The following is a 23,157-nucleotide window of genomic DNA, read 5'->3' as shown; positions in this document are numbered from 1 at the left end:
GGGGCGGCGGGAGTCGCCGCGACCATGGGCGCATGAGCGAATCCGAGCCCACCGCAGCCGCCCCGACCAGGACCGTACGGGACCGCTGGTGGCGGGCGCCGTTGATCTCGACGGCGGTGACCCTGATGCTCCTGCCGCCCGCGGTCGCACTGCGGGGCCTCGGCGAGATGGCCACGGATCCCTGCCTGTCCACGGACCTGTGCCCGGCCGTGCCGCACCTGGCAGTCGCTTCAGCCGCCGTGATCGCGGCGCTGATCGCGGTCGTCCTCCAATGGCCCGCGGCCTGGTTGTTCCGACGGGCCCGGGTGGGCATCTCCCTCGTGCCGCCGGCCTCGCTCGCGATCGAGCTGATCGCCCTCATGAGCATCGGCCCCGGCGCGTGACCCCGGGAATCGCACCCGACCGACGCCCCGTCAACTAGGGTCGTCGCGGCCGCTCCTCGACGGGCGGAGGGAACCGGACGAACGGGGACGCTGTGCGCATCGGAATCATCGGCACCGGCATGGTCGGCCAGACCCTGGCGAACAAGCTGGTGTCACTCGGCCACCAGGTGATGCTGGGCTCCCGGACCAAGGACAACGAGAAGGGGCTGGCCTGGGCCGGGCAGGCCGGCCCCGCCGGCAGCTGCGGGACCTTCGCCGAGGCGGCGGCCTTCGGCGAGGTGGTGCTCAACGCCACCGGCGGGACGGTCTCGCCGGCCGCGCTGCACGCGGCCGGGGCCGAGCACCTCGCCGGGAAGCTGCTGATCGACGTGTCCAACCCGCTGGTGTTCGGCCCCGAGGGCGTCACCCTCGCCCCGGTGAACACCGACAGCGTCGGCGAGCAGATCCAGCGCGAGTTCCCCGAGGCCCGGGTGGTGAAGGCCCTCAACACGCTGAACTGCGAGCTGATGGTCGCCCCGGGGAAGCTGGCCGGCGAGCACAACCTGTTCATCGCCGGGAACGACGCCGAGGCCAAGGCCGAGACGGTCGCCCTGCTGGGCGAGTTCGGCTGGCCGGCCGACTGGATCGTCGACCTCGGGGACATCACCGGCGCCCGGGCGACCGAGATGATGATGCCGTTCTGGCTGCGGATGATGGGCCACTTCGGCAGCGCCGAGTTCAACTACTCCTTCCGGCGGCCCGCGTAGCACCCGGGGCCCGTCCCTCCCGGTGGAGGGGCGGGCCCGGCGTGCGCCGACCGGCCGTGGGGGACAATGGTCGGCATGTCCCGACGTCGTTCCGCGCCCCGCCCCGCCGCTCCCCGGCTGCTGCCGTCCTCCCCCTGCCCGTGCGGCCTGCCCGCCGCCTACGGCGACTGCTGCGGCCGGCTGCACCGCGGCCAGGCGAAGGCCGGCACCGCCGAGTCGCTGATGCGCTCCCGGTTCAGCGCCTTCGCCGCCCAGGACGAGGCCTACCTGCTGCGCACCTGGCACCCGGACACCCGGCCCGACGAGGTCGACTTCGACCCGGCGCTGCGCTGGACCCGGCTGGAGGTGCTCTCCACCGGCGAGGGCGGCGCCTTCCACGCCGAGGGCACCGTCGCCTTCCGCGCGCACTGGACCGAGGGCGGCGAGGAGGGCGTGCTCAGCGAGCACAGCCGGTTCGTCCGGCACGAGGGCGCCTGGGTGTACCTCGACGCCCTCGCGCTCGGCTGAGCGGACCACGACGGGCCTAGAGGTAGTCGTCCAGACGGCCCAGCGAGAAACCGGCCGCGGTGACGTCGTTGACCACCTTGCGCAGCAGGTCCGGCATGGTGGCCTTCCAGTCGGAGGTGCCGCGGAAGTGGGTGAGGATGATGTCGCCCGGGTGGAGCTTCCGGTCGTCGTAGCGCCACTCCATGTGGTCCGGGAAGGCCTCCTCGTTCCACAGCGGCACCGCCTGCACCCCGCAGGAGGCGGCGGCGCGCAGGGTGTCGTCGTTGTACTCGCCGTACGGGGGCCGGAAGAGCCGGGGGCGCACGCCGATCTGCTGCTCCAGCTGGTCCTGCTGGTCGCAGATCTCCCGGCGCTGGGTCTCGTAGTCGAGGACCTTGAGGTTGCGGTGGTTGATCGTGTGGTTGTTGATCTCCACGCCCTGCTTGTGCAGGTCCCGGAAGTAGCCGTAGTTGTCGCGGACGAGGTAGTCGGAGAGGAAGGCGCTGAGCGGGACCCCCAGCTCGGCCGCCATCCGGGCGAACTCCGGGTCCTTGTCGTAGCCGTCGTCGACGGTGAGGAAGACCACCTTCTCCTGGATCGGCACCCGGAACACCACGGGCGGACGGCCGTCCTTCAGTTTGACGCCCTGCACCGGGGTGAGGGCGGTCCTGGTCGCCGGGCGGGCCGGTGGCTTCAGCGGCGGGTGGTCGAGGCCCCAGCGCTGCGCCGTCTCCAGGACGGCGCGGGCGGCGTCGGCCTGGCGGGCCAACGCCTCGCTGCTGCTCTCCTCCTGCTCCCGGGCCAGGCCGGGGAGCTGCGGCGGAGCGGGCTGGGCGGCCCCGGGCGCCGCCGAGGCTCCGTCGGCCCCGGGTGTTCCGGGTGCTGCGACGGCGGCCCCGGCGGCGGGTGCCCCGGCGGCCGGGGCGGACTTCGGCTGGGCGGCGGGACCGGCGCAGCCGGTGACCACGGCAGTGAGGCAGACGGCGGCCAGCAGGCCGGAGCGCGCACCGCGCGGCTTCTGGCTTCTCCTCAGATCCCCACTAATGCGACAAACTGATGGTCCGTTCATAGCTGCTACTGCTCCCCCGCCGCGTGCCCCCACCAACCCCCCGTCACCCACGCGGGGCAACGGCACGCCGCCCGCCTTGCCGATCCTTTGCCGAATCCCCCACCGCCGGCAGGAAAACCCTTTGCGGCGGCGGCGTCCCGAAAAGGATCATGCGCGTATGACCGACCGCTGGACCATCACCACCGCCGACGTGACCACCCCCGAGGCCACGCAGCTGCTGCGCGAGTACTACTACGACGTGGCCAACCGCTACTACCTCCTCCACCTGGACCGCGAGGGCACCCCGGAGGAGCTGGAGACCGGCCTCGCCGGCTCCCCCAGCGACGACCTGGCCGCCCCCACCGGCCTCTTCCTGCTCGGCCGTTACGACGGCGCGCCCCAGTCCTGCGCCGGACTGCGCCGCCACGACGCCACCACCGTCGAACTCACCCGGGTCTTCGTCCGCCCCGGCCTGCGCGGCACCGGCGGCGGCGCCCGGCTGCTCGCCGCCGTCGACCACGCCGCCCGCTCCCTGGGCGCCGAGCGGATCGTCCTCGACACCCGCCTCGACCTGGTCGAGGCCCGCGCCCTCTACCTGCGCAACGGCTACCGGGAGATACCGGCCTACGGCGACACCGGCCCTTACTCGGAGGTCTGGTACGGCAAGGACCTCACCGAGGACGGCCGGTAGGGGGCGCGGTCCTCAGGCGGGCCGGCCGGTGACGGTGCAGAGGCGCTTGGTGGCCCGGGTCAGGGCCACGTACAAGTCCCTCTCCCCGCCGGGGCGGGCCGCGATGATCTCCTCGGGGTCGATCACGACGACCCCGTCGAACTCCAGGCCGCGCGCTTCGGAGGCCGGCACGATGCGTGCGTGGCGGGCGATGCCCCGGGCCGTCAGCTCGCCGACCCTGGCGTCCGCACAGACCACTCCCAGCAGCTCGCCCGGGTGCGCGGCGCGCTGGGCGCGGAGTTCCCGGGCGACGGCGGCGACCAGCCCGTCCGCGGGTGCGGTCGCGGTGCGGGGGTGCTCACCGCTGCGCAGCGACCGGGTGGGCTTCTGGTCCGGAGCGATCCACGCGAGCAGGGCCCGGACGCTCTCCAGGATCTCCTGCGTGGTGCGGTAGCTGACGGTCAGCTCGTGCAGCTTGAACCACGGTCCGACGTGCGGGCTGAGCGCCTCCTTCCAGTCGCGTGCCGTCGCGACCGGGCCCGCCTGGGCGAAGTCGCCCACCAGCGTCATCCCCCGAGCCGGGCAGCGGCGCACGATCATCCGCCACTGCATCGCGGTCAGTTCCTGCGCCTCGTCGACGACCACGTGCCCGTACGTCCGCTCGGGCGGGCCGTCGACCAGGCTCGCCGCCTCGTCCAGCAACGGCACGTCGGCCTCGGTCCACGGGGCGTCCGGACTGCGCAGCAGCAGGGACCGCTCCCGCGCGCTCAGGCGGGGCAGGTGCTCGGCGAGGGCGTCGGCGTCCGTCAGGAGCGCCTTCACGAGGTCACCGGGCACCAGCCGCGGCCACAGCGCCTCGACCGCCCGATCGACGCCGGCGTCCTCGAGGAGGTCGGCCCGGACGGCGTCCAGGTCCAGTTCGTGCGCCGGACCCGGGTCGGCCGCGCCTTCGGCACGGCGCTGGGCGGCTCCGGTGAACCGGTCGAGGTCCAGGCCCGTCATCTCGGCGGCCTCGGCGTCGATCTGCTCCAGGAGCTCGCCCATGTCCCGTTGCAGCGCGTCGGCGGCGGCGTCGACCAGGAGCTCCTTGAACACCTGGCGCGCGGGATGGTGCCCCGCCACGGCCGCCACGGCGGCGTCGCGTGCCGTGGCGACCTCCTCACCGGACAGCCGGACCGGCTCCCGGCCGACCCGCACGGTGAAGTCACCGGCGGGGGCCTGGTGGGCGCGCAGCAGTCCGGCCAGGGCGTCGGCGAGGTCGGCACCGCCCTTGAGCCGCGCCGTGTCGAACGGATCCACCGCGTCCGTGGACACTCCGGCCAGTTCCCGGCAGGTCGCCAGGACGACGTCGTTCTCCCCGAGCGAGGGAAGGACCTGGGAGATGTAGTCGAGGAACCGGGTGTTCGGGCCCACCACCAGGACGCCCTCCTCCGCCGCGCGCGGGAACGCGTACAGGACGTAGGCCGCCCGGTGCAGGGCGACCACCGTCTTGCCGGTGCCGGGACCGCCCTGCACCACGGTCACGCCGCGGTGGGCGGAGCGGACGATCTCGTCCTGCTCGGCCTGGAGCGTCGCGACGGCCGCGTGCATCCTGCCCGTGCGCCGCGCCGACAGGGCCTCCGTCAACGGGCCGTCCCCCACCACGTCCTCGTCGGTCGGGGCGCTCCCGTCCAGCAGTTCGTCGCTGACCGAGACGACCGTGCGCTCCTCGAGGCGCAGGTGCCGGCGCCGTCGCAGGCCCATCGGGTGGACCGGGGTCGCCTCGTAGAAGGGCCGCGCCGCGTTCGCCCGCCAATCCACCAACAGCGGCAGGTCGCCGTCCTCCGAATGCAGTCCGATCCGCCCGATGCGCAGGGCCGTTCCGTCCGTCCAGTCGACGCGGCCGAAGACCAGCCCCTTTTCGGCGCCCGCCAGCCGGCCGATTTCCCTGGTCAGCCGCTCGGCGGCGATTTCCCGCTCGTACGCCTCACCGGCGCTTTCCGCCGGGGAATTCAGCACGCTCGCCCGGTGTGCCCTCGCCTCGGAAAGCCGCTCGGTGAGCACCTCGTACAACGAGGACACATATTCCCGCTCCGAGTCAACTGCCGACCCAACGGAATCATTCATCTTCGACAACAGCAGGCTCCTTCGAATCGAGCCATACCATACGGTCAAAGTTCTCGGAAGATAAGTCTTGACTTACCCGTTGAATCCATGTCCCTGTGACCGAATCCAGGACGGCCGACCGCGCGGCGCCTCAAGAATTCCGCTTTTCCGTATATCGCCATTGCTTGCCGCATTCGGGAGTTGGAAAAGGGGGAGATCCGGTGACACCGGTCTACGCTTTCGGGCCCACCCCGGTGCCGTCGCCCAGGGCCGCGGCCAGTTCGGCCGCCGAGGGCGGATCGGCGCCGGGGCGGGAGACGGTCAGCGCGGCGGCGGTGACGGCCTCGGTGAGACAGCCCGCGAGGTCGGTGCCGGCGGCGCGGGCGTGCAGGAAGGCGGCCATGAAGGAGTCGCCGGCGCCGACGGTGTCCGCGACCGTGACCGGGACGGCCGCGGCCCGCTCCCGGCGGCCGCCCGCGGTGAGCGCGAAGGCGCCCTCCGCGCCGAGGGTGACGGCGACCACGGCGGGACCGAGGGTGAGCCAGCGCTCGGCGACCGCCTCGGCCGGCTCGCCCGGGTAGAGCCAGGCGAGGTCCTCGTCGCTCGCCTTGACCAGGTCGCTCAGCGCCACGCAGCGCTCCACCCGGCGGACGGCCTCCGCCCGTTCGCCCATCAGCGCGGGGCGCACGTTCGGGTCGTAGCTGACCTGAGCGCGGTCGCGCCAGCGCTCCACCAGGGCGAGCACCGCGGCGGCACCCGGCTCGGTGACCGCGCCGATCGAGCCGAGGTGGATCGCGGCCGGGGCGGCGGTGAGTTCGGCGGGCGGCAGGGTCCAGCCGATGTCGAAGGTGTACTCGGGCCGCCCCTGCCCGTCCAGCCGCACCACCGCCGAGGGCGTGCGCACCACCTCGGCGGCCCGGACCACCACTCCGGCCGACTCCAGGTGGCTCCGGATCAGCCTCCCGTTGGCGTCCGGCCCCAGCTCGGTGAGCAGCACCGCCGGGCGGCCCAGCCGGGCCACGCCGTACGCCAGGTTGGCGGGGCTGCCGCCGGGGTGGACGCGGTCGGGGGCGCCGTCGGTGCGGACGATGTCGGCGACGCACTCGCCGATCACCAGGAGGGGCGGGGCGGGGGTGGTCACGGCGGCTCCTGGCTCCTGTTCCCGGGCGACGGGTTCGCGGGCGGCGTCCGGGGGCAGCCTACGCGGTGCGGCCGCGGAGCCGTCCGGGCACAGGAGTACGGCCGCCGGACCTGGCCAGGTTCTCCGACGGCCGTGGCCCCGTCCGTCAGGGGACGAAGCACTACGAACGCTAGCCCCGGGCCGGGGGCGCCGCCAGCGGCGTGCTCCGTCCGGGGGACGTCCGCGTGTCGCCATGGTTCCGATCGGTTCCGATCGGTTCCGCGAGCACCGCTCCGGCCGTCGGCGCACGACCGGTCGGAGCCGGGTCGCCGGAGCATTCGGGGACGGTCTGACGCGCTTCGCGGACTCTGCTCCGCTTTCGAACGCTCTGCCGCGATTCGCCCGCCCGGTCGCGCCTCCGCGCACGTCCGGGCGCCCCCGTGCGCCCCTGTCCGTCCGGGGCCGGACGGGCCATGGTGGTCCCCACGGCCCGCCTGCCGCCCGGCCTGGCCCCGGCCGGCACGCGGGCCGTCCAACGTCCGCCGCCGGGCCCGGCGCGGTCCCGGGCGTGGCCCTGGACGTGGCCCTCTGCGCGGCCCGCGAAAATACCCGCGATCGGCAGGCAACCCCCCGCCTCTCCCATCGCGTTCAGCAGCCGTGAGAATGACGCCTTCGAGAACGCGGCCCGCCGGGCCGCCACGGCTGACGGGAACGGTGCGGGCACCATGGCAGGGGCAGGGGCAGGGGCGGCTGCAGGATGAGGGACGCGACACCGGACTTCACGGAGTTCGTCGCCGCCTGCGGCCCCAAGATGCTGCGCACGGCCTGGCTGCTCACCGGGGACCCGCACCAGGCCGAGGACCTGCTGCAGACCGCGCTCGCCAAGATCTGGCCCCGCTGGGAGCTGATCGCCCGCGAGCGGCCCGAGGCGTACCTGCGGAAGGTCATGGTCAACTGCCACGTCTCCTGGTGGCGGCGGCGCTGGACCGGGGAACTGCCGCACGGCGAGCTGCCGGAACCGGTGGCCTCCCGGGCCGACCCCTTCGACGAGGTGGTGCTCGGCCAGGTGGTCGCCGAGGCGGTCCGGGCCCTGCCCCCGCGCCAGCGGGCCGTGGTGGTGCTGCGCTACTTCGAGGACCTCAGCGTGGAGGAGACGGCCGAGGTGCTGCGCTGCAGCACCGGCACGGTCAAGAGCCAGTCGCACCGGGCGCTGGCCACCCTGCGCGGCCGGCTCCCGGCCCGGGAACTGCTGCTGGACGGGGGAAGCCGTGAACTGGTCTGAACCGCGGGACGGCGCCGAGGGGGCCGAGGACGAGCTGCGCGTCCTGCTGCAGGAGGCCGTCCCGGCCCTGGGCGCGCCGGACGACCGGATGGAGCGGGTGTTCGCCCGGGCCGCCCGGACCAGGCGGCGACGGCGGAACGCCGGGCTCGGAGCCGGGCTGACCGGCGGGCTGGTCGCCGCCGCGCTGGCCGCCGCCCCGGCGATCGCTCCGGCGCCGGCCCCGGAGCAGCGGGCCGCGGGACAGCCGGGGGTCACGGCGGCTCCGTCGCCTTCGCCCTCCCCCACGGAGACGGGCGGCCCGATCCGCTTCCCCGGCGTGGACGGCCTCACCGCCACCCTGCCGCCGGGTTGGTACGCGGCACCCGTCGACGGCGACCCGCACCGGGCCGTCGGCTACCTGGCCAACCAACCGTTCGACCCGATGGCGCCCTGTCCCAAGTCGGCCTCCCCCTGCGCCAGACCGGCCGCGCCGACGGCCCCGGACCGGGTCCTGCTCACCCTGCGGCTGGTGTCCGCGCCCGACCCGGGCGGCCAACCGGACGGGGCGACCATCGGCATGGCGGACACCGCCGTCGACAAGGACTGCGCGGGCCGCAACGGCGACCGGGAACTCGTCGGCCGGCGGAGCCTCGAACTCAAGGGCCCCGTCCTGCTCGAGCTGACGGCCTGTACCCGGGAGGCCTCGGAGCCGACGCTGCGACAGGTGCAGCAGGTGCTCGAATCGATCCGGGCGGACGGCCGCTGATCCCCCGCCCGCTCCGCTGAGCATCCCTCGACACTCTCGGCTCTTTCGAGCTCTCCCGAGCTCTCCCGGCTCGCTGGACCTCTCCCGGCTCTTTGGCCGCTCGATGAAACGGAACGCCATGTCCCTACCCCGTCGCGCCCTCGTGGGGCTGGCCCTGCTCCTGGTGGGCTGCGCACCCGACGGCTCCGGGCCCTCCGCCGCCGTCACGCCCTCTGCCGCCACCCCCTCACCCGCCGTCTCCGCGCCGGACGCACCCGCTCCGGACGTCCCCGCCGGGCAGCCGGTCGCCGCCGCGCGGCCCGCGCCACCGGAGTTGCCGCGCCAACTGCCGGGCGTGGGGGCACAGTTGCGCAGCGCGATACCGGCCGGGTCACGGCAGGTGCTGGTGGTCACCGGCGACGGGCCCGACGCCTCGACCGGGCACGCGATGCTGTACCGCAACGACGGCGACGGCTGGCTCGCCGGGCCGACCTGGCCGACCCGCAACGCCCGGAAGGGCTGGACCACCGACCACCGCCAGGGCGATCTGCGCTCCCCCGTCGGGGTGTTCACGCTCACCGACGCGGGCGGCCGGCTGCCCGACCCGGGAAGTCGGCTGCCGTACGAGCGCTCCGAGGACTTCGTGATCTCGGGCACCGGGTTCGACGGCGAGCCGCTGGCCGGGGCCTTCGACTACGTGGTCGCGATCGACTACAACCGCGTCTCCGGCTCGACCCCGCTCGACCGGCGCCGCCCGCGCGGCAGCGGCTACGGCGGCGGGATCTGGCTGCACGTCGACCACGGCGGGCCGACCCACGGTTGCGTCAGCATGACCGCCGACCGGATGCGGGAGCTGCTGACCGCGCTCGATCCGGCGCTCCACCCGGTGGTGGTGATGGGGGACGCCGCGGCGCTGACCCGCTGATCGCGGACCCGGCCGACGCTGTCGGCCGGGGTGGCCCGTAACCCTTGCAGCGCAGCGTCGTTGGACCGGCCATGAAGAAGCGCAGCATGCTCGCCGTCGCGTCGCTCGCCGTCGGCGTGGTGGCCTCCCTGACCGCCCCGAGTGCGCACGCCAGCGCGGTCGGCGGTCAGGAGGGGCTGCCCGGTCCGCTGACCAGCGCGCCGGACGCGGTGCCCGGGCAGGTCGGGGACGCGGGCGGGGTGGTAGGGCAGGCCACCGGGTACGTGACCGGCTCGGCCGACGGCCTGGTGCCGGTCACGCCCGCCTAGGTCGCCCCTCCCCTGACCGGGGCCCGGGGAGGGGTGGGTGCGGCCGTCGTACGGCTCCCCTCCCCGGGCCCCGGTCGGTTCAGGCCCGGAGGAGGTACCACCCGCCCAGGCCGCTGCAGCCGGTGTTGACGTAGGCGCCGAGGCGGAAGCCGGCCGGAACGGGCTGGTAGGGGCAGACCACCTGCCCGGCGCGGGCCACCACCTGGAACCAGGAGCCGATGCCGCCGCAACCGGGCACCTGGTGGCCGGTGTTGACGTAGCCCGGTGGGATCGGCGATCCCGCGCAGGTCCAGATGCCGTCCCTGGCGCGCTGCATGAACCAGGCGTCGATGTTGGTGCAGCCGTTGCCGTTCCCGACGTGGGCGGTCAGCACGTAGCCGGGCGGGATGGGCGAGGTGCCGCAGGTCCACAGGCCGTCCACGGGCAGCCGCATGTACCAGGAGTCGTAGCCGTCGCAGCCGGTGGGGTTGTGGCCGGAGAGCACGTAGCCGGCCGGGATCGGCGAGGTGGCGCAGGTCCAGATGCCGTCGCGGACGGGCTGCTGGTACCACATGCCGGCTCCGTTGCAGCCGTTGTTGGTGTGGTTGGTGAGGACGTAGCCCGGGGTCACGGGCGCACCCCGGCAGATCCAACCGGGCCCGGCGGCGGCGGTCTTGGCGGCATTGGCAGCGGCGTTGGCGGTGGCCGGTGCGGCGGAGGCGGGGGCCGCACCCGCTCCGACCAGGACGGCCACCAGCAGAGCGAGCGCCCCGGCCAGGGCGGCGATTCGGCTCCGGAGGGCGGCGGTCGACGAACGGTCCAGCAGTCGGTCGCGCAGTCTTGTCACTTCACACCAGTCCAATCGGCAGGTCCGTAGGGCCCCGCACGGCGGCCGTGCGGGCGCCGGGGTGGTGGAACCGGTGCGACGGTAGCAAGAATTGGAACGCTCCAAGGCGGTTCCGGTGCGGCCAGCATGATCACGTCAGAACTTGGCCGGAAACGCCTGCCGGATCGGCCCGGAGCAGGCCCGAACCGATCCGCGTCAGGTCGGATCGGGTCAGGACATCGGCGCGCCCAGGTCCTGGGTCCAGAGGGTGCCGGCGGGACTGGTGGCGACGCCGACGCCGATGTCCTTGAAGCCGCAGTCGAGCATGTTGGACTGGTGGATCCCGCCGTCCATCCAGCGGGCGAAGACGCTCGCCGCCGTGGTCGGGCCGCGGTCGAGGTTCTCGCCCCACTGGGACCAGCGGTAGCCGGCCGCGGTGATCCGGGCGTCCGCGCGGACGCCGTCAGGGTTCACGTGGTCGAAGAAGCCACGGGCGGCCATGTCGTCGGAGTGCTTCTGGGCCGAGGTGTGCAGCCGGGGATCGATCCGCAGCGGGGCGCAACCCGCCTTGGCGCGTTCGGCGTTGACCAGGTCCACCAGCTGCCGCTCCGGGTTGGGCTGCGGTGCGGCCGGGGTCGGCCGGGTGGCGGTCGGCGAGGGCGTCGGGGTCCCGGTGGGGGTCGGCGTCTCGGTGGGAGTGGGAGTGGGGGTGGGGCCGGCGGGCGCGGTCACCGGCAGGGCCGCCGGGGTGTCCACGGCGGCGGCCGGGACGGTGGGTTCGGGTGCCGTCGCGCTCGGCGGCTCGCTGGGGTTCGACCAGACCAGGGCCAGGGTGGTGACGGCCACCGCCGCGGCCGCGCCGCCCGCCAGGACGGCCTTACGGGCGGCGATGCCGGCCCAACCGCCGTGCGCGCCACCGCCGACGGCCGCACCGGCCCCCGTACCGGCTCCCGCGCCCGAGCCCGCCCCGGCGGCGGCCGAGTGGGCGGCCGCCGCGGCAGTCGCGGCCGTGTGCTGGAGGTGCAGCAGGGCGGGCGAGGCCGACGGGATCGGGACCAGCGCGAGACCGGCCAGCAGCCCCTCGGCCGGGAAGAGGTCACGGCCCAGGCCGTCACAGCCCGCGCAGCCGCGGATGTGCCGGGCGATCCGCTTGCGCCAGACCGAGTTCGGGGTGCCGTCGAACCCGGCGGTCACCTCGGCGAGTCCGGGGCATTGCGGGTAGGCGCCGAGGGCGCGGACCACGACCCGTCCGGCCTCCAGCTGCTTCTTCATCCGCTGGACCCGGACAGCGGCGTGCGGCAGGGTCAGGTCGAGGGCCTCGGCGAGTTCGCCGCGGGTGAGTTCGCCGGCCGCCTCCAGCCACCACAGGGCGAGCAGCTCGCGGTCGTCCGGGTCCAGCCAGCGGGTGGCCTCGGCCACTTCGCGGCGCTGGCCGGACAGGCCCAGGCGCAGGATGGTGAGGTCGGTGAAGTCGGCCCGGGGGTCGTGGACCTCCCAGGTCTCGTCCAGACCGCCGACGGTGGGCTGCTGCTGCCCGGCGGCGTGGCGGCGGCGGATCTGGTTCATGGTGATGGCGACCAGCCAGGACCGGAAGGACTCCGGGTCGCGGAGCCCGTCCAGGCCGTCCAGGGCGCGGATCATGGTCTCCTGGGCGACGTCGTCCACGTCGGCGTGGCCGCGCAGGGCGCGGCCGGCCACGTTGTAGACGAGCGGCAGCCAGGCGGCGACCAGGGCCTCCTGGGCCTGCCGGTCACCTGCCTGCGCCGCGCGTACCAGGGTCGTCCCGGTCCTGTTCTGCACATCAGCGTTCATGGTCCGCACTCCGTCTTGCCGTGTTTCCGTCCGCCGCTGCCTCCTCGGAGACCTTTGGGGAGTGATCAGATAACAACAATGTGCGCGGAATCGGAAAATCGGACTGGCCCATGGCCGGAGGTACCGGCCACAGGCGGGGAGCGGAGACGACGCGGGGCGGGCCCGGTCAGGCCGGGGCGGCGAACACCTGGGTCCACCACGGACCGTTGGCACCGGTCCGCACACCCACGCCGAGCTGCTTGAAGTCGCAGTTCAGGATGTTCGCGCGGTGACCGGGGCTGTTCATCCAGGAATCCATCACGGCCGCCGGGTCGCTCTGCCCCCGGGCGATGTTCTCGCCCCAGGTGCTCCAGCGGTAGCCGACCGCCTCGATCCGGTGGTCGGCGTGGTAGCCCTCCGGGCTGGCGTGGTCGAAGTAGTTGCGATCGGCCATGTCGTCGCTGTGCGACTGCGCCGCGCTGGCCAGCCGGGAGTCCGCGGTGACCGGGCCGCACCCGGCCTTGGCGCGCTCGGTGTTGACCAGGTCGACGACCTGCTGCGCGAACGCGGGGGACGACCCGCCGCCCGCCGACCCGCCGCCCGCCGACCCGCCGCCCGCCGGTGCGGCGGCGGCCCGCTGGGCGGTGCCCGCGGCGGCGTTCGCACTCGGATGGGTGGCCGCCGGGCTCGGCTTGGCGGTCGCGGTGGCCGTCGCGGTCGGCGTCGCCGTGGGCAGGGCCGTCGGGGAGGCGGTGGCGGTCGCGGTGGCCGTCGGGCTCGGGGTGGCCGTCGGGCCCGTCGCCGTCGCACCGCCCGACGGCGGCACGGCAGCAGCGGGGCCCGCTGCCCCGGCGCCCGGCACCTGGATGCCCTCGTGCGTCCCCAGCTCGGCGGCGACCAGCGAGTCGGCCGCGGCGGCCTGCCCGGCGAGGTCCCGGTCGGCCTGCTTGCCGCCGTACGCCGCGTACCCGGCGCCCGCCAGCGCAGCGATCAGGCCCGTCCCGGCCACGGCGGCGACCACCGCGGTCACCGGCACGAACCCGCCACGCCTGCGCCCCCGGCGGCCGCGGCCGGCGTGCCGCTCGGCGGCCCTCCGTGCGGCCCGGCCACCCGGGCGGCCGCGGCCGCCGCTCCCGCTGTCGCTCACCGGGATGATGGTCGTCCTGTCGTCGCTGTTCACGTGGCCACTGCTTTCTGTCCAGGTCGGCTGGTCGGGTGCCGACACCTGGGAGACCCCCTGGTGGAAAGCCGATAACAGAAAGTCCGAACGAATGTCCGGCGACTTGGTCACGCGAACCGGTCACCCGCTCCGATCGGCTGCCCGGCGGGGTCGGCGGGCTCAGCGGGCCTGGCCCTCCGGGGCCATGTCGTAGGTGACGAACATCGTCCGGGTGGCCACCTGGTCGTACTTGCTGCGCGCCCGGTGGTTGTCGTCAGCCGTGATCCAGCGCACCGTGCTCCAGCCGCGCTCGGCGGCGATCTCCCGCAACCGGGCCAGCAGTTCGTCCACCGCGCCGCCGCCGCGCACCTCGGGCGCGACGAACAGGTCGTCCAGGAACCCGCCCACCGCACCGTGCAGCGGCCGCGCGAACGGCCGGAAGTGCGCGAACCCGACCGGCGTCCCGTCGCCGTCCCGGACCAGCAGCCCCTCCACCTCGTGCGCCGGGTCGTTGAGCCAGGACCACACCAGCGCGGCCTTCTCCTCCGGCATCGGCACCCGGTAGAACTCGCAGTACCCCCGGAAGAGTTCACGCCACTGCGGGTACTCGCCCCGCTCCGGGGCGCTGATCTTCCAACGGTTCACGGCGGCGGTGCTCAACTCGGTCTCCTCGCTCGGTCGGACAGGCTCGGGCCAGCATGACGCCCCGTCGGCCACCCGCCGATCTCCACCCCGGCCAACACCGCCCGCACCGCACTCCACTCCGGCCCTTCCCAACGGCCCGCCCCCGGCCCCCTGGGAGGGTGAACCCGTCCCTCCGCTCCGGACCGCCGGCGGCCGGGGCGGGGGGCCGCCCCCGGCGGCCGGGGGTCGGGTACCCCCCCCCCCCCGCCCCCCCCGCCGGGGGGGGCGGGGGGCCCCCCGCCCCCCGGCGGCGGGGTCAGAGGCGCTCGGGGACGGGGTTGCCCACTGCCTCGATGGCGCGGCGGACCGGGACCTTCGCCAGCACCGCGAAGCCGATCACGAAGAAGATCAGCAGCGAGATGATCGCCGAGCGGTAGCTGCCGGTGACCTCGTAGGCGAGGCCGAAGACCAGCGGGCCCATCCAGCTGGTGCCACGGTCGCTGACCTTGTAGAGGCTGAAGTACTCGGCCTCCCGGCCGGCCGGGATCAGGTGCGAGAACAGCGAGCGGGAGAGCGCCTGGCTGCCGCCGAGCACCAGGCCGATCATGCAGGCCAGGATGTAGAACCAGGCCGGCTGGTGGGCCGGCATGAAGTAGCCGAGGGCCAGCGTGACCACCCAGCCGACCAGCGAGCCGAGGATGGTCTTCTTGGCGCCGTGGCGCTGGGCGATCCGGCCCAGCAGCAGCGCGCCGCCGATCGCCACGATCTGGACGATCAGCACGGCGATGACCAGCGTGCCCTGCTCCATGCCGAGTTCCTCGCTGCCGTACAGCGAGGCCTGCGAGACGACGGTCTGGATGCCGTCGTTGTAGCAGAGGAAGGCCGCCAGGTAGAGCAGCGTCAGCGGGTGCTTGCGCATGCCCTTGAGGGTGCGGCCGAGTTCGCGCAGGCTGCCGGCGGCCGGCTGGTCCGGCGCGGCCGCGGCGCGCGCCCGGACGACGCCGGCCCGGGACGGCAGCCGCAACAGCGGGACGAGGGTGAACAGCGCCCACCACAGGCCGGCCGAGGCCAGGCAGATCCGCACGGCGGTGCCGGAGGAGAGGCCGAGCGCGTCGTGGCCCTGGAACAGCGCCAGGTTGACGATCAGCAGCAGTCCGCCGCCCGCGTATCCGTAGGCCCAGCCCTTGGAGGAGACGGCGTCGCGCTCGTCGGGGGCGGCCAGGCCCGGGAGGTAGGCGTAGGAGAGCGCCACGGACACCGCGTACGAGATGTTGGCGACCACCAGCAGCGCCCCGCCGAGCAGGTAGCGGTCGCCGTCGAGGAAGAACATCCCCATGGTGGCGAGCGCGCCCACGTAGGCGAAGCCGCACATCAGCTCCTTGTGCCGCCCGGTGCGGTCGGCGACCGTGCCGGTCAGCAGCATCACCGCGACCGAGATCAGCACGGAGAAGGAGACCGTGTACGGGAAGAACGATCCGGCGCGGATCGTCAGGCCGAGCGGGTGCACGTCACCGGACGCGTCGGCGGCCTTCTTCGCCACCTCGGTCAGGTACGGCCCGAGGAAGACGGTCAGGACGGTGGCCGAGAAGGCGGCGTTGGCCCAGTCGTTGATGTACCAGCCGAACTGCATCCGGCGCAGGGCACGGCCTTCGTCGGCGGCCGCCGGAGGCGACGAGACGTCGTCCGGCAGGTGGTCCGTGGTGCTCATGGGCTCCTATTTCACTGTGCTGGAGCCGGTGCTGCCGTCCGTCCAGCAGCCGCGCTCGCCGAGGACGCCCTTCAGGACGTCGATGCGATCCGCCATGATGCCATCCACACCCAGGTCGAGGAGAGACCGGATCCGTGTGGGATCGTCCACAGTCCACACGTGGACCTGCAGGCCGAGGCGGTGCGCGGCCCGGACGAAGGCCCGGTCGACCACCCTGACCCCCCGGTGCCGCTCCGGCACCTGGGCGCACACCCCGGCGAACGGCGCCCCGCCCCGCGCCAGCGGGCCCGCCAGCGAGCGCAGCCGCAGCCGGGCCACCTCGCGCGGGCCCAGCGAGGTGGCCAGCCGGGGGCCGGCGGCGGCGCGCACGGCGGCGATCCGGCTGTCGGAGAAGCCGCCGACGCAGACCCGGTCCCAGGCGTTCGTCCGGCGGATCGCCTCGACCAGCGGCCCGACGGCGGGCGCCGCCTTCACGTCCACGTTGAACCGGGCCGCGGGGAAGGCCCCGAGCAGGTCCTCCAGCAGCGGCACCGGCTCGGTGCCGCCGATCCGGGCCCGGCGGACGGTGTCCCAGGGCAGTTCCGCCACCGCTCCGGCGCGGTCGGTCACCCGGTCGAGCCGGGAGTCGTGGAACGCCACCAGCACCCCGTCCGCGGTGGCGTGCACGTCCGTCTCCAGGTACCGGTAGCCCAGCGCCACGGCGGCCTCGAACGCGGCCAGCGAGTTCTCCGGGTGCCCGAGCTCACCGCCCCGGTGCGCGAAGGCCAGCGGCCCCGGGTGGTCGAGGAAGGGGTGCATGCGGTGCTCCGAGCTGCTGGGAAGGGACGCCGCGCGGCCCGCTCCGACGGCGCCTCGGACCGCGCGCGTTACAGTATTACGCACCCTGTCAAGCAGTAACGCCGGGTGTCCCGTCCGGCGGCATGGCCCCTGCGGTGACCAGCCGGTGGAGCTGTGCGGCCACCAGGTCCGCGCGCAGCACGGGGGCGTGCGCGGTGTCGTCGGTCATCGCGATCACCACGCGGTTGTCGCCGACCGCCGCGTACAGGAACAGCATCGTGGTTCCGCCCCGGGAGGTAGCCGCCCCGGTCGGCAAGAGGACCCGGAAGCCGATAGCCGGAACCTCCAGCGCTCCCGTGAGCACCGGCTCGACCTTGAGCGGCTCCGCGCCCACCCGGTCGTCCAGCCGCAGCCCGGTGCAGCCGCCCCCGGCGACGGCGGTCCGCAGCGCCTCGAAACCGTTCCCGCGACCGGCCGCCGGGGATGGCGCCGACGTCCACGAGCGTCCGGTTGTCCCGGGTGTTGTTCCCGGTGACATACCAGAGCCGGGCAGAGTCGGCGGGCCTGTCGAACATGGCGGAGAGGACCGGCACGCAGCCCGGATCCCGCCGCGACGCCTTGGCGACCGCGTCCGCCACGGCGGCGGACGGCGGGCCGTCGTCCTGCGTGGTGCTGCCCGGCGGCAGTTCGGCGACCGGCAGCAGCGCGGCTCTCGCACCTTCGCCGGACAACGGCGGCAGCGACCGCCACGCCGCCACCGGCTCGGGGGGCGGGGTCGACGGCGCTCCGGTCGCGGAAGGGCTCGCGGGCCGGACCTCCGGCCCGGCCGAGCAGCCCGCCGCGAGGGCGATCACCGCCAGGGTCGCCATCGCCGTACAAGCGGTGTGCCGCGCCACGACTCTCCTGTCTCCTCGCCCCGGTTCCGGCCCGCCCCTCGGGACGGGACGGCGGTGGGCCCGGTCAGTATGACCGCGGAGCACCGCTGGGCGCCTCGGGTTTTCCGTCGGCGAACGGTCCTCAAGGGGTGGGGGTCCGGCGGAGGTCGTAGAGGTAGGACTTCCCGGCCTTCCAGCTGCGCCAGGGGCCGGGCGGGGGGAGCGGGCCCTGAGCGGCGCGGCCGGCGAGGGGCCAGCCGTTAGGGGTGCCGTCGGCACCGACGGTGCACCAGCCGCGCCCGGGCAGCCAGCAGCAGCGGACGTCGAGGTCGACGCGCCGGAAGGACGGTCGGCCGTTGAACTCGCCGTCCTGGCGGTAGCGGTAGACCAGGCCGTCCGCCCGACGCACGAACTCGATCGACACGGCCGCTCCCCCTCACCGGTCAACTGCTGGACGGGGAAGGCTACGCGCCCGGGTTGTCGGGGTGCGGGGCCGGGGGGTCGCGCGGATGCTGGGTGGGTGGAGGTGGCGGCGGATGGGGTTGTCGCGGTTGGCGGAGGTGTCGCGGGAGGTGGCGGCGGAGCCCGGGCGGCGGGCGAAGGTGGGGCTGCTGGCGGGGTGTCTGCGGGATTTGGGGGCCGAGGAGGGGGCGGCGGCGGTGGTGTTGCTGTCGGGTGAGGCGCAGCGGTTGCGGACCGGGGTGGGGTGGGCGGCCCTGCGGGACCTGCCGGCGCCGGCCGCGGCGGCCTCGCTGGGGGTGCGGGAGGTGGAGCGGGAGCTGGAGCGGATCGCCGGGGTGCACGGGGCGGGGGCGCAGGCCGAGCGGCGGCGGTTGCTGGTCGGGCTGTTCGGGCGGGCGACGGAGGTGGAGCAGGGGTTCCTGCGGGCGGTGCTGGTCGGGGATCTGCGGCAGGGGGCCCTGGACGCGCTGGTCGGAGACGCGGTGGCGCAGGCGGCCGGGGTGCCGGTGGCGGCGGTACGGCGGGCGTTGATGTTCCGGGGGTCGGCCCGGGCGGTGGCGGAGGCGGCGCTGGGCGATGGGGCCCGGGCCCTGGCCGCGTTCCGCCTGGAGGTGGGGCGGGCGGTGCGGCCGATGCTGGCCGCGTCGGCGCCGGACGTGGCTTCGGCGCTGGAGCGCACCGGTGCGGCGGCGGTGGAGTGGAAGCTGGACGGGATCCGGGTGCAGGTGCACCGGGACGGCGGGGAGGTGGCGGTGTTCACCCGCGGTCTGGATGACATCGCGGCGCGGGTCCCCGAGGTGGTGGAGGCGGCACTGGCGCTGCCGCTGCGGTCGGCGGTGCTGGACGGGGAGGCGATCGCGCTGGGTGCGGACGGGCGGCCGCGCCCGTTCCAGGAGACCGCGGCGCGCACCGCCTCCCGGCGGGATCCGGACCGGCTGCGGGCCGAAGTCCCGCTCAGCGTCCGCTTCTTCGACCTGTTGCACCGGGACGGCGAGGACCTGGTGGACCGACCGGGCCGGGACCGCTGGGCGGCGCTGGCCGAGGTGGCGCCGGAGGGCCTGCGGGTGGGCCGGATCGAGACCGGGGACCGGGCGGAGGCGCTGGCGTTCTTCCGCGGGGCCCTGGCGCTCGGCCACGAGGGCGTCCTGGTGAAGGATCCGGCGGCCGGGTACGCGGCCGGGCGGCGCGGGGCCGGGTGGATCAAGGTGAAGCCCCGGCACACCCTGGACCTGGTGGTGCTGGCCGCGGAGTGGGGCAGCGGCCGGCGGCAGGGGTTCCTGAGCAATCTGCACCTGGGGGCCCGGGCGGCGGGCGAGCCGGGTCTCGGCCCGTGGGTGATGCTCGGCAAGACGTTCAAGGGGCTGACCGACGCGACACTCGCCCGGCAGACCGCCGAGTTGCTCGCCCGGGAGGTCGACCGGGACGCCCGGACGGTGCGGGTGCGGCCGGAACTGGTCGTCGAGATCGCCTTCGACGGCCTCCAGCGCAGCACCCGCTACCCCGCCGGGCTGGCGCTGCGGTTCGCCCGGGTGGTGCGCTACCGGCCGGACAAGAGCGCCGCCGAGGCCGACACCGTCGCCTCCGTACGGGAGTTGGCCGCCGCCGAGGGCTTGTGAGGCCGTCCGCTCCGCCCGCCCGGTGGCCTGCCGCCAGTTGAAACGCATTGCGCTGCAAGGGCGTTCACGCAGGAGCCGAATCAGCCATTCTTGACGATCCGTCCGCCGTACCCCTCCGTAGGCGGACCAGCGGCGACTAGGTTGACCGTGACAACGAGAGGCGGCCGCCGGGCAGCCGGCGGCGCCCTGGCGAGAGGTGCCCGACATGCAGGTGAGCGTCGACCGGGACCGTTGCTGCAGCTCCGGAATGTGTGTGATGAACGCCCCCGCGGTCTTCGACCAGGACGACCGGGACAGTCTGGTGAGGCTCCGTCAGACCACTGTGCTGCCCGAGCAGTTCGACGACGTCAGACTCGCCGCCGAGCTCTGCCCGGGCCAGGCGATCACCGTCACCGAGGACGGGACCGCACAGCCCGGCGCCTGACCGCCCCCGCCGCCCGGCCCGCACGCCGCCCGGCGACGTCCCGGACTCCCCACACCTCACGAGGACACCCGCGACACGAGGAGACCCCCGCCTTGACCGCCACACCCACCGCCCCCGTCGTCCCGCTGCTGCCGGCCCCGCATTCCGGCGGCTGCCCGTTCGGCCCGCCGCCCGCATACACCGAGGCCGCCGCCACTGCGCCGATGACCAGGGCCGAACTGCCCGACGGCGACCCCTGCTGGCTGGCCACCGGCTACGCCGAGGTCCGCACCGTACTGTCCGACCGCCGGTTCAGCGCCGACGTGCGCCACCCGGCCTTCCCGCTGCTGGTCGCCGGCGCCCGCGAGCGGCTGGTCACCGACAACCCGACCTTCCTGCGCCTCGACGACCCCGAGCACGCCCGCCAGCGCCGCATGGTCACCGGGGACTTCCTGGTCAAGCGGGTGGAGGCGCTGCGCCCGGAGATCCAGCGGATCGTGGACGAGGCACTGGACCGGATGACCGCGGGCCGGACCACGGCCGACCTGGTCGCCGACTTCGCGCTGCCGGTGCCCTCGCTGGTGATCTGCTCGCTGCTCGGCGTGCCGTACGAGGACCGCGACCGCTTCCAGGGCCTGAGCCGCACGCTGCTCAGCCGGGAGAGCACCGTGGAGCAGCTCCGGGAGGCCCAGGAGGAGGTCCTGGACTACCTGCGCGACCTGACGGCCCGCAAGCGCGCCCGGCCGGAGGACGACGTCCTGAGCCGGCTCGCGGTGCGGGACGACCTGAGCCCGGACGACGTGGCCAGCACGGGCGTGCTGCTCCTGATCGCCGGGCACGAGACGACCGCGAACATGATCTCGCTGTCCACCGCGCTGCTGCTGGAGCAGCCCGAGCAGATCGCCAGGCTGGCCGACCCGGCCGCGCTGCCGGGCGCGGTGGAGGAGCTGCTGCGCCTGCTGACCATCGTGCACACCGGGCTGCCCCGGGTGGCGCTGGAGGACGTGGAGCTGGGCGGGGTGACGGTCAGGGCCGGGGAGGGCGTGATCGCGATGCTGTCCACCGCCAACCGGGACGAGGAGGTGTTCGGCGGCGCCGACCACCGGCCGCCGGACGAGCTGGACCTGGCGCGGGACGCCCGGCGGCACATGGCCTTCGGCTTCGGCGTGCACCAGTGCCTGGGCCAGCCGCTGGCCCGCGCCGAGCTCCAGATCGCCCTGGAGACCCTGTTCCGGCGGCTGCCGGGACTGCGACTGACGGGCGAGCGCGAGTTCCGTACCGAGTCGTTCATCTACGGGATGCGGTCGCTGCCCGTGACCTGGTGATCCGGCGGCCGGGTGGCCTCGGGTCGCCTTGAGTGACCTCGGGTCGCCTCCGGTGGCCTGGCGGTCCGGCGATCGGGGCGGGCCCCGGTCACCGGGCGCGCGGGTCACCCGGCTGGCCCCGGCGCCGGGGCGGGGGCAGGCTGGAGGGGCGAGGGACAGACCCGGCCCGACCGCGCCCGCATCCGGGCGCTCCGGGGCCGGCCGAGGATACGGAGCCCGCGATGACCGACATGAGCGAACGCTCCGGAGTGAGCACCGACCGTGCGGAGGACGTCCGCGCCGCCGATCCGGAGGAGGGCGTCACCTCGATGCAGAACCTGCACGCACAGGACACCTCCCAGGCGGAGGGCGACCCCATCCTGGACGAACCCGGCGCGAGCGGCTGACCCGTCCGCCACACCGATCCGATCCGACCGCCCGGCGGAACCGGGCGGTCCTTGCGACCGCCGGTGTCGCTGCCCGGGCGGCGGCTCACCGGCGGGGGAGGATAGGCGCATGACCGAACACGATCAAACCGACCGGCAGGCCCGGCCGCCCGCGGACCCGCGCACCGCGTGGGCGACCTGGACCACCCAGTCGATCATCAGCGGCCCCGGCGGGGTCACCACCACCGAGGTCGGGCCGATCTCCGGCGACCTCACCGTGCACACCACGTGGGTGGACGGCGAGGCGCGGCTGACCGTCCAGTACACCGGAGCGCTGGACTGGTACACGGTGTCCGGCAGTCCGGTGGCCGCCGCGGACGAGGCCACCGCGCGGGCCGTCCACCAGGCGATGGTGAACGGCGTCAAAGCGGGGCACGGAGCGGTCGCCCCGCCCGCGGCCCTCGGCGGCTGACCGCCCCGGACCCGGGTACTGCCCCTGACCGCCTGTACGGCCCCGCCCGGGACGGGCGGGGCCGTACAGCGCTGCTCGGCGCTGCTCGGCGCTACTCGGTGATCTCCACACCGCGCCAGAAGGCCACCCGGCCCCGGACGTGCTCCGCCTCCGGCTTCGGTTCGGCGTAGTACCAGGCGGCGTCCGGGTTGGCCTGCCCGGCCACCTCCACGGTGTAGTAGTTGGCCGTGCCCTTCCAGCCGCACACCGTGGTGGTGTCGGAGGGCCGCAGGAACTCGGCCCGGACCGACTCCACCGGAAAGTAGTGGTTGCCCTCGACGACGACGGTGTCCGCACTCTCGGCGACGACGGTGCCCTGCCAACTCGCTGTGGTCATGAGGCGATTGTGCCGCACGGACGCGGCCGCGACCGGCGCTTCGGGAGGATTCCGCGGCTCAGGGCAGCGGGTGGGCGTGCACCGGCAGGTGCGGGGACTGGTGACCGCCGCTGGCGAGCATCCGGACCTCGCCGGCGTCGCTGATCTCGGCCCGGACGATCCCGCTGGCGTCCTCGTAGACGGGGTGCCCGCCCGGGCCCTTGGCGCTGGTCCGGGTGACCACGACCACGTCCTGCGGGGCCTGGGTGCCGGGCGTGCCGGGGAAGGTGAGGGCGTAACGGTTGGCGGGGTTCATCGGCGGATCCTGCTCCCTGCGTCTCGGGCGATGGCTCCGGGCGTCTCAGGCGGTGGTCCCGGGCGTCTCAGGCAGCTGCCTCGGCGGCCCGGGCGTGCGAGCCGCGCACCTCCAGCTCGTCGAGCAGCCGGGCGGTGGCCTCGGCGACCGCCTCCACGGCCCGGTCGAAGGCCTCGCGGTTGTGGGCCGCCGGCGCGCGGAACCCGGACACCTTGCGGACGTACTGCAGCGCGGCCGCGTGGAAGTCCTCCTCACCGGCGTCGGGCGTCATGGGCGGGCGCAGCGTCTTGATGTTGCGGCACATGCCACCAGTCTCGCGCGCCCGGG

27 protein-coding genes are annotated in these 23,157 nt (G+C 74.7%); 13 read left to right on the top strand and 14 right to left on the bottom strand.

What is annotated here, in order from left to right:
• The first annotated feature begins 32 nt into the window (after positions 1-32).
• The 3 genes from ABTY61_RS24730 (at position 33) to ABTY61_RS24720 (ending at position 1,636) form a co-directional block, all read left to right on the top strand.
• Positions 33-383, top strand: coding sequence for a hypothetical protein (locus ABTY61_RS24730; RefSeq protein ID WP_350507234.1), 351 nt, complete (start codon positions 33-35; stop codon positions 381-383).
• 92 nt (positions 384-475) lie between these two features.
• Complete coding sequence (locus ABTY61_RS24725; protein WP_350507233.1) at positions 476-1,129, top strand: NADPH-dependent F420 reductase; 654 nt, start codon at positions 476-478, stop codon at positions 1,127-1,129.
• 75 nt (positions 1,130-1,204) lie between these two features.
• Positions 1,205-1,636, top strand: a complete 432-nt coding sequence (locus ABTY61_RS24720) for a YchJ family protein (protein ID WP_350507232.1) — start codon at positions 1,205-1,207, stop codon at positions 1,634-1,636.
• 16 nt (positions 1,637-1,652) lie between these two features.
• Here ABTY61_RS24720 and ABTY61_RS24715 read toward each other — a convergent pair whose 3' ends face one another.
• The gene (locus ABTY61_RS24715; RefSeq protein WP_350507231.1) at positions 1,653-2,582 is read right to left on the bottom strand and encodes a polysaccharide deacetylase family protein; all 930 of its coding nucleotides are present in this window, start codon (positions 2,580-2,582) and stop codon (positions 1,653-1,655) included.
• Positions 2,583-2,841: 259 nt separating this feature from the next.
• Here ABTY61_RS24715 and ABTY61_RS24710 point away from each other — a divergent pair, with 259 nt between their 5' ends.
• A complete protein-coding gene (locus ABTY61_RS24710) occupies positions 2,842-3,354 on the top strand; it encodes a GNAT family N-acetyltransferase (protein ID WP_350507230.1) in 513 nt (170 codons plus the stop codon).
• A gap of 12 nt (positions 3,355-3,366) precedes the next feature.
• Here ABTY61_RS24710 and ABTY61_RS24705 read toward each other — a convergent pair whose 3' ends face one another.
• Together ABTY61_RS24705 and ABTY61_RS24700 are read right to left on the bottom strand one after the other, a co-directional pair.
• On the bottom strand, positions 3,367-5,439 hold the full coding sequence (locus ABTY61_RS24705) for a HelD family protein (protein WP_502895429.1): 2,073 nt from the start codon (positions 5,437-5,439) through the stop codon (positions 3,367-3,369).
• 211 nt (positions 5,440-5,650) lie between these two features.
• On the bottom strand, positions 5,651-6,559 hold the full coding sequence (locus ABTY61_RS24700) for a carbohydrate kinase family protein (protein ID WP_350507228.1): 909 nt from the start codon (positions 6,557-6,559) through the stop codon (positions 5,651-5,653).
• Positions 6,560-7,295: 736 nt separating this feature from the next.
• Between ABTY61_RS24700 and ABTY61_RS24695 the strand changes: the two genes are divergently transcribed.
• The 4 genes from ABTY61_RS24695 (at position 7,296) to ABTY61_RS24680 (ending at position 9,777) form a co-directional block, all read left to right on the top strand.
• Positions 7,296-7,820 (top strand): SigE family RNA polymerase sigma factor, encoded by a 525-nt coding sequence (locus ABTY61_RS24695; RefSeq protein WP_350507227.1) that lies wholly within the window; start codon positions 7,296-7,298, stop codon positions 7,818-7,820.
• Positions 7,807-8,565: a hypothetical protein gene (locus tag ABTY61_RS24690; RefSeq protein WP_350507226.1), complete on the top strand. Its 759-nt coding sequence runs from the start codon at positions 7,807-7,809 to the stop codon at positions 8,563-8,565. The genes ABTY61_RS24695 and ABTY61_RS24690 overlap by 14 nt, the downstream gene beginning before the upstream one ends.
• 118 nt (positions 8,566-8,683) lie before the next feature.
• Positions 8,684-9,469 (top strand): L,D-transpeptidase family protein, encoded by a 786-nt coding sequence (locus tag ABTY61_RS24685; RefSeq protein ID WP_350507225.1) that lies wholly within the window; start codon positions 8,684-8,686, stop codon positions 9,467-9,469.
• A 71-nt stretch (positions 9,470-9,540) separates the two neighbouring features.
• Positions 9,541-9,777: a hypothetical protein gene (locus ABTY61_RS24680; RefSeq protein WP_350507224.1), complete on the top strand. Its 237-nt coding sequence runs from the start codon at positions 9,541-9,543 to the stop codon at positions 9,775-9,777.
• Positions 9,778-9,856: 79 nt separating this feature from the next.
• Here the strand turns inward: ABTY61_RS24680 and ABTY61_RS24675 are convergent, their stop codons facing one another.
• The 8 genes from ABTY61_RS24675 to ABTY61_RS24640 form a co-directional block, all read right to left on the bottom strand.
• The gene (locus ABTY61_RS24675; protein WP_350507223.1) at positions 9,857-10,603 is read right to left on the bottom strand and encodes a hypothetical protein; all 747 of its coding nucleotides are present in this window, start codon (positions 10,601-10,603) and stop codon (positions 9,857-9,859) included.
• A gap of 210 nt (positions 10,604-10,813) precedes the next feature.
• Positions 10,814-12,394, bottom strand: coding sequence for a sigma-70 family RNA polymerase sigma factor (locus tag ABTY61_RS24670; RefSeq protein WP_350507222.1), 1,581 nt, complete (start codon positions 12,392-12,394; stop codon positions 10,814-10,816).
• A 166-nt stretch (positions 12,395-12,560) separates the two neighbouring features.
• The gene (locus tag ABTY61_RS24665; RefSeq protein ID WP_350507221.1) at positions 12,561-13,553 is read right to left on the bottom strand and encodes a CAP domain-containing protein; all 993 of its coding nucleotides are present in this window, start codon (positions 13,551-13,553) and stop codon (positions 12,561-12,563) included.
• Between the two features lie 159 nt (positions 13,554-13,712).
• Positions 13,713-14,192: a GNAT family N-acetyltransferase gene (locus ABTY61_RS24660; RefSeq protein WP_350507220.1), complete on the bottom strand. Its 480-nt coding sequence runs from the start codon at positions 14,190-14,192 to the stop codon at positions 13,713-13,715.
• 280 nt (positions 14,193-14,472) lie between these two features.
• Positions 14,473-15,864 (bottom strand): MFS transporter, encoded by a 1,392-nt coding sequence (locus ABTY61_RS24655; RefSeq protein ID WP_502895428.1) that lies wholly within the window; start codon positions 15,862-15,864, stop codon positions 14,473-14,475.
• 6 nt (positions 15,865-15,870) lie between these two features.
• Positions 15,871-16,662 (bottom strand): glycerophosphodiester phosphodiesterase family protein, encoded by a 792-nt coding sequence (locus ABTY61_RS24650; protein ID WP_350507219.1) that lies wholly within the window; start codon positions 16,660-16,662, stop codon positions 15,871-15,873.
• Positions 16,663-16,750: 88 nt separating this feature from the next.
• Positions 16,751-16,918 (bottom strand): hypothetical protein, encoded by a 168-nt coding sequence (locus ABTY61_RS24645; protein ID WP_350507218.1) that lies wholly within the window; start codon positions 16,916-16,918, stop codon positions 16,751-16,753.
• A gap of 740 nt (positions 16,919-17,658) precedes the next feature.
• Positions 17,659-17,940: a hypothetical protein gene (locus ABTY61_RS24640; RefSeq protein WP_350507217.1), complete on the bottom strand. Its 282-nt coding sequence runs from the start codon at positions 17,938-17,940 to the stop codon at positions 17,659-17,661.
• A 112-nt stretch (positions 17,941-18,052) separates the two neighbouring features.
• On the opposite strand from ABTY61_RS24640, the gene ABTY61_RS24635 reads away from it, so the two are divergent.
• The 5 genes from ABTY61_RS24635 to ABTY61_RS24615 all read left to right on the top strand — a co-directional run bounded on the left by ABTY61_RS24635 (position 18,053) and on the right by ABTY61_RS24615 (position 22,159).
• Entirely contained in the window at positions 18,053-19,594 is a 1,542-nt protein-coding gene (locus tag ABTY61_RS24635; RefSeq protein ID WP_350507216.1) for an ATP-dependent DNA ligase, read from the top strand.
• A 205-nt stretch (positions 19,595-19,799) separates the two neighbouring features.
• Positions 19,800-20,018 (top strand): ferredoxin, encoded by a 219-nt coding sequence (locus ABTY61_RS24630; protein WP_350507215.1) that lies wholly within the window; start codon positions 19,800-19,802, stop codon positions 20,016-20,018.
• 92 nt (positions 20,019-20,110) lie between these two features.
• The gene (locus tag ABTY61_RS24625) at positions 20,111-21,322 is read left to right on the top strand and encodes a cytochrome P450 (protein WP_350507214.1); all 1,212 of its coding nucleotides are present in this window, start codon (positions 20,111-20,113) and stop codon (positions 21,320-21,322) included.
• A 221-nt stretch (positions 21,323-21,543) separates the two neighbouring features.
• Complete coding sequence (locus ABTY61_RS24620) at positions 21,544-21,708, top strand: hypothetical protein (protein WP_350507213.1); 165 nt, start codon at positions 21,544-21,546, stop codon at positions 21,706-21,708.
• Between the two features lie 109 nt (positions 21,709-21,817).
• A complete protein-coding gene (locus ABTY61_RS24615) occupies positions 21,818-22,159 on the top strand; it encodes a hypothetical protein (protein ID WP_350507212.1) in 342 nt (113 codons plus the stop codon).
• Between the two features lie 91 nt (positions 22,160-22,250).
• Here the strand turns inward: ABTY61_RS24615 and ABTY61_RS24610 are convergent, their stop codons facing one another.
• The 3 genes from ABTY61_RS24610 to ABTY61_RS24600 all read right to left on the bottom strand — a co-directional run bounded on the left by ABTY61_RS24610 (position 22,251) and on the right by ABTY61_RS24600 (position 23,134).
• Positions 22,251-22,535 (bottom strand): DUF427 domain-containing protein, encoded by a 285-nt coding sequence (locus ABTY61_RS24610; protein ID WP_350507211.1) that lies wholly within the window; start codon positions 22,533-22,535, stop codon positions 22,251-22,253.
• A gap of 58 nt (positions 22,536-22,593) precedes the next feature.
• Complete coding sequence (locus ABTY61_RS24605; protein WP_188304540.1) at positions 22,594-22,830, bottom strand: DUF6296 family protein; 237 nt, start codon at positions 22,828-22,830, stop codon at positions 22,594-22,596.
• A gap of 67 nt (positions 22,831-22,897) precedes the next feature.
• The gene (locus ABTY61_RS24600; RefSeq protein WP_350507210.1) at positions 22,898-23,134 is read right to left on the bottom strand and encodes a DUF2277 domain-containing protein; all 237 of its coding nucleotides are present in this window, start codon (positions 23,132-23,134) and stop codon (positions 22,898-22,900) included.
• Positions 23,135-23,157: the final 23 nt, after the last annotated feature.

The organism is Kitasatospora sp. NPDC096128, from assembly GCF_040303105.1.
In the GTDB taxonomy this organism is placed as follows: domain Bacteria; phylum Actinomycetota; class Actinomycetes; order Streptomycetales; family Streptomycetaceae; genus Kitasatospora.
The sequence above is the reverse complement of the archived record's forward strand: the minus strand, read 5'-3'. Positions and strand labels throughout refer to the sequence as shown.

Bases quoted from the DNA above. Each gene is read 5' to 3' on its own strand.
- ABTY61_RS24730 (WP_350507234.1), top strand. From the start codon at position 33: ATGAGCGAATCCGAGCCCACCGCAGCCGCCCCGACCAGGACCGTACGG.
- ABTY61_RS24720 (WP_350507232.1), top strand. From the start codon at position 1,205: ATGTCCCGACGTCGTTCCGCGCCCCGCCCCGCCGCTCCCCGGCTGCTG.
- ABTY61_RS24710 (WP_350507230.1), top strand. From the start codon at position 2,842: ATGACCGACCGCTGGACCATCACCACCGCCGACGTGACCACCCCCGAG.
- ABTY61_RS24705 (WP_502895429.1), bottom strand. From the start codon at position 5,439: ATGAATGATTCCGTTGGGTCGGCAGTTGACTCGGAGCGGGAATATGTG.
- ABTY61_RS24695 (WP_350507227.1), top strand. From the start codon at position 7,296: ATGAGGGACGCGACACCGGACTTCACGGAGTTCGTCGCCGCCTGCGGC.
- ABTY61_RS24685 (WP_350507225.1), top strand. From the start codon at position 8,684: ATGTCCCTACCCCGTCGCGCCCTCGTGGGGCTGGCCCTGCTCCTGGTG.
- ABTY61_RS24680 (WP_350507224.1), top strand. From the start codon at position 9,541: ATGAAGAAGCGCAGCATGCTCGCCGTCGCGTCGCTCGCCGTCGGCGTG.
- ABTY61_RS24670 (WP_350507222.1), bottom strand. From the start codon at position 12,394: ATGAACGCTGATGTGCAGAACAGGACCGGGACGACCCTGGTACGCGCG.
- ABTY61_RS24655 (WP_502895428.1), bottom strand. From the start codon at position 15,864: ATGAGCACCACGGACCACCTGCCGGACGACGTCTCGTCGCCTCCGGCG.
- ABTY61_RS24650 (WP_350507219.1), bottom strand. From the start codon at position 16,662: ATGCACCCCTTCCTCGACCACCCGGGGCCGCTGGCCTTCGCGCACCGG.
- ABTY61_RS24645 (WP_350507218.1), bottom strand. From the start codon at position 16,918: ATGCTGTTCCTGTACGCGGCGGTCGGCGACAACCGCGTGGTGATCGCG.
- ABTY61_RS24635 (WP_350507216.1), top strand. From the start codon at position 18,053: ATGGGGTTGTCGCGGTTGGCGGAGGTGTCGCGGGAGGTGGCGGCGGAG.
- ABTY61_RS24630 (WP_350507215.1), top strand. From the start codon at position 19,800: ATGCAGGTGAGCGTCGACCGGGACCGTTGCTGCAGCTCCGGAATGTGT.
- ABTY61_RS24620 (WP_350507213.1), top strand. From the start codon at position 21,544: ATGACCGACATGAGCGAACGCTCCGGAGTGAGCACCGACCGTGCGGAG.
- ABTY61_RS24615 (WP_350507212.1), top strand. From the start codon at position 21,818: ATGACCGAACACGATCAAACCGACCGGCAGGCCCGGCCGCCCGCGGAC.
- ABTY61_RS24610 (WP_350507211.1), bottom strand. From the start codon at position 22,535: ATGACCACAGCGAGTTGGCAGGGCACCGTCGTCGCCGAGAGTGCGGAC.
- ABTY61_RS24605 (WP_188304540.1), bottom strand. From the start codon at position 22,830: ATGAACCCCGCCAACCGTTACGCCCTCACCTTCCCCGGCACGCCCGGC.
- ABTY61_RS24600 (WP_350507210.1), bottom strand. From the start codon at position 23,134: ATGTGCCGCAACATCAAGACGCTGCGCCCGCCCATGACGCCCGACGCC.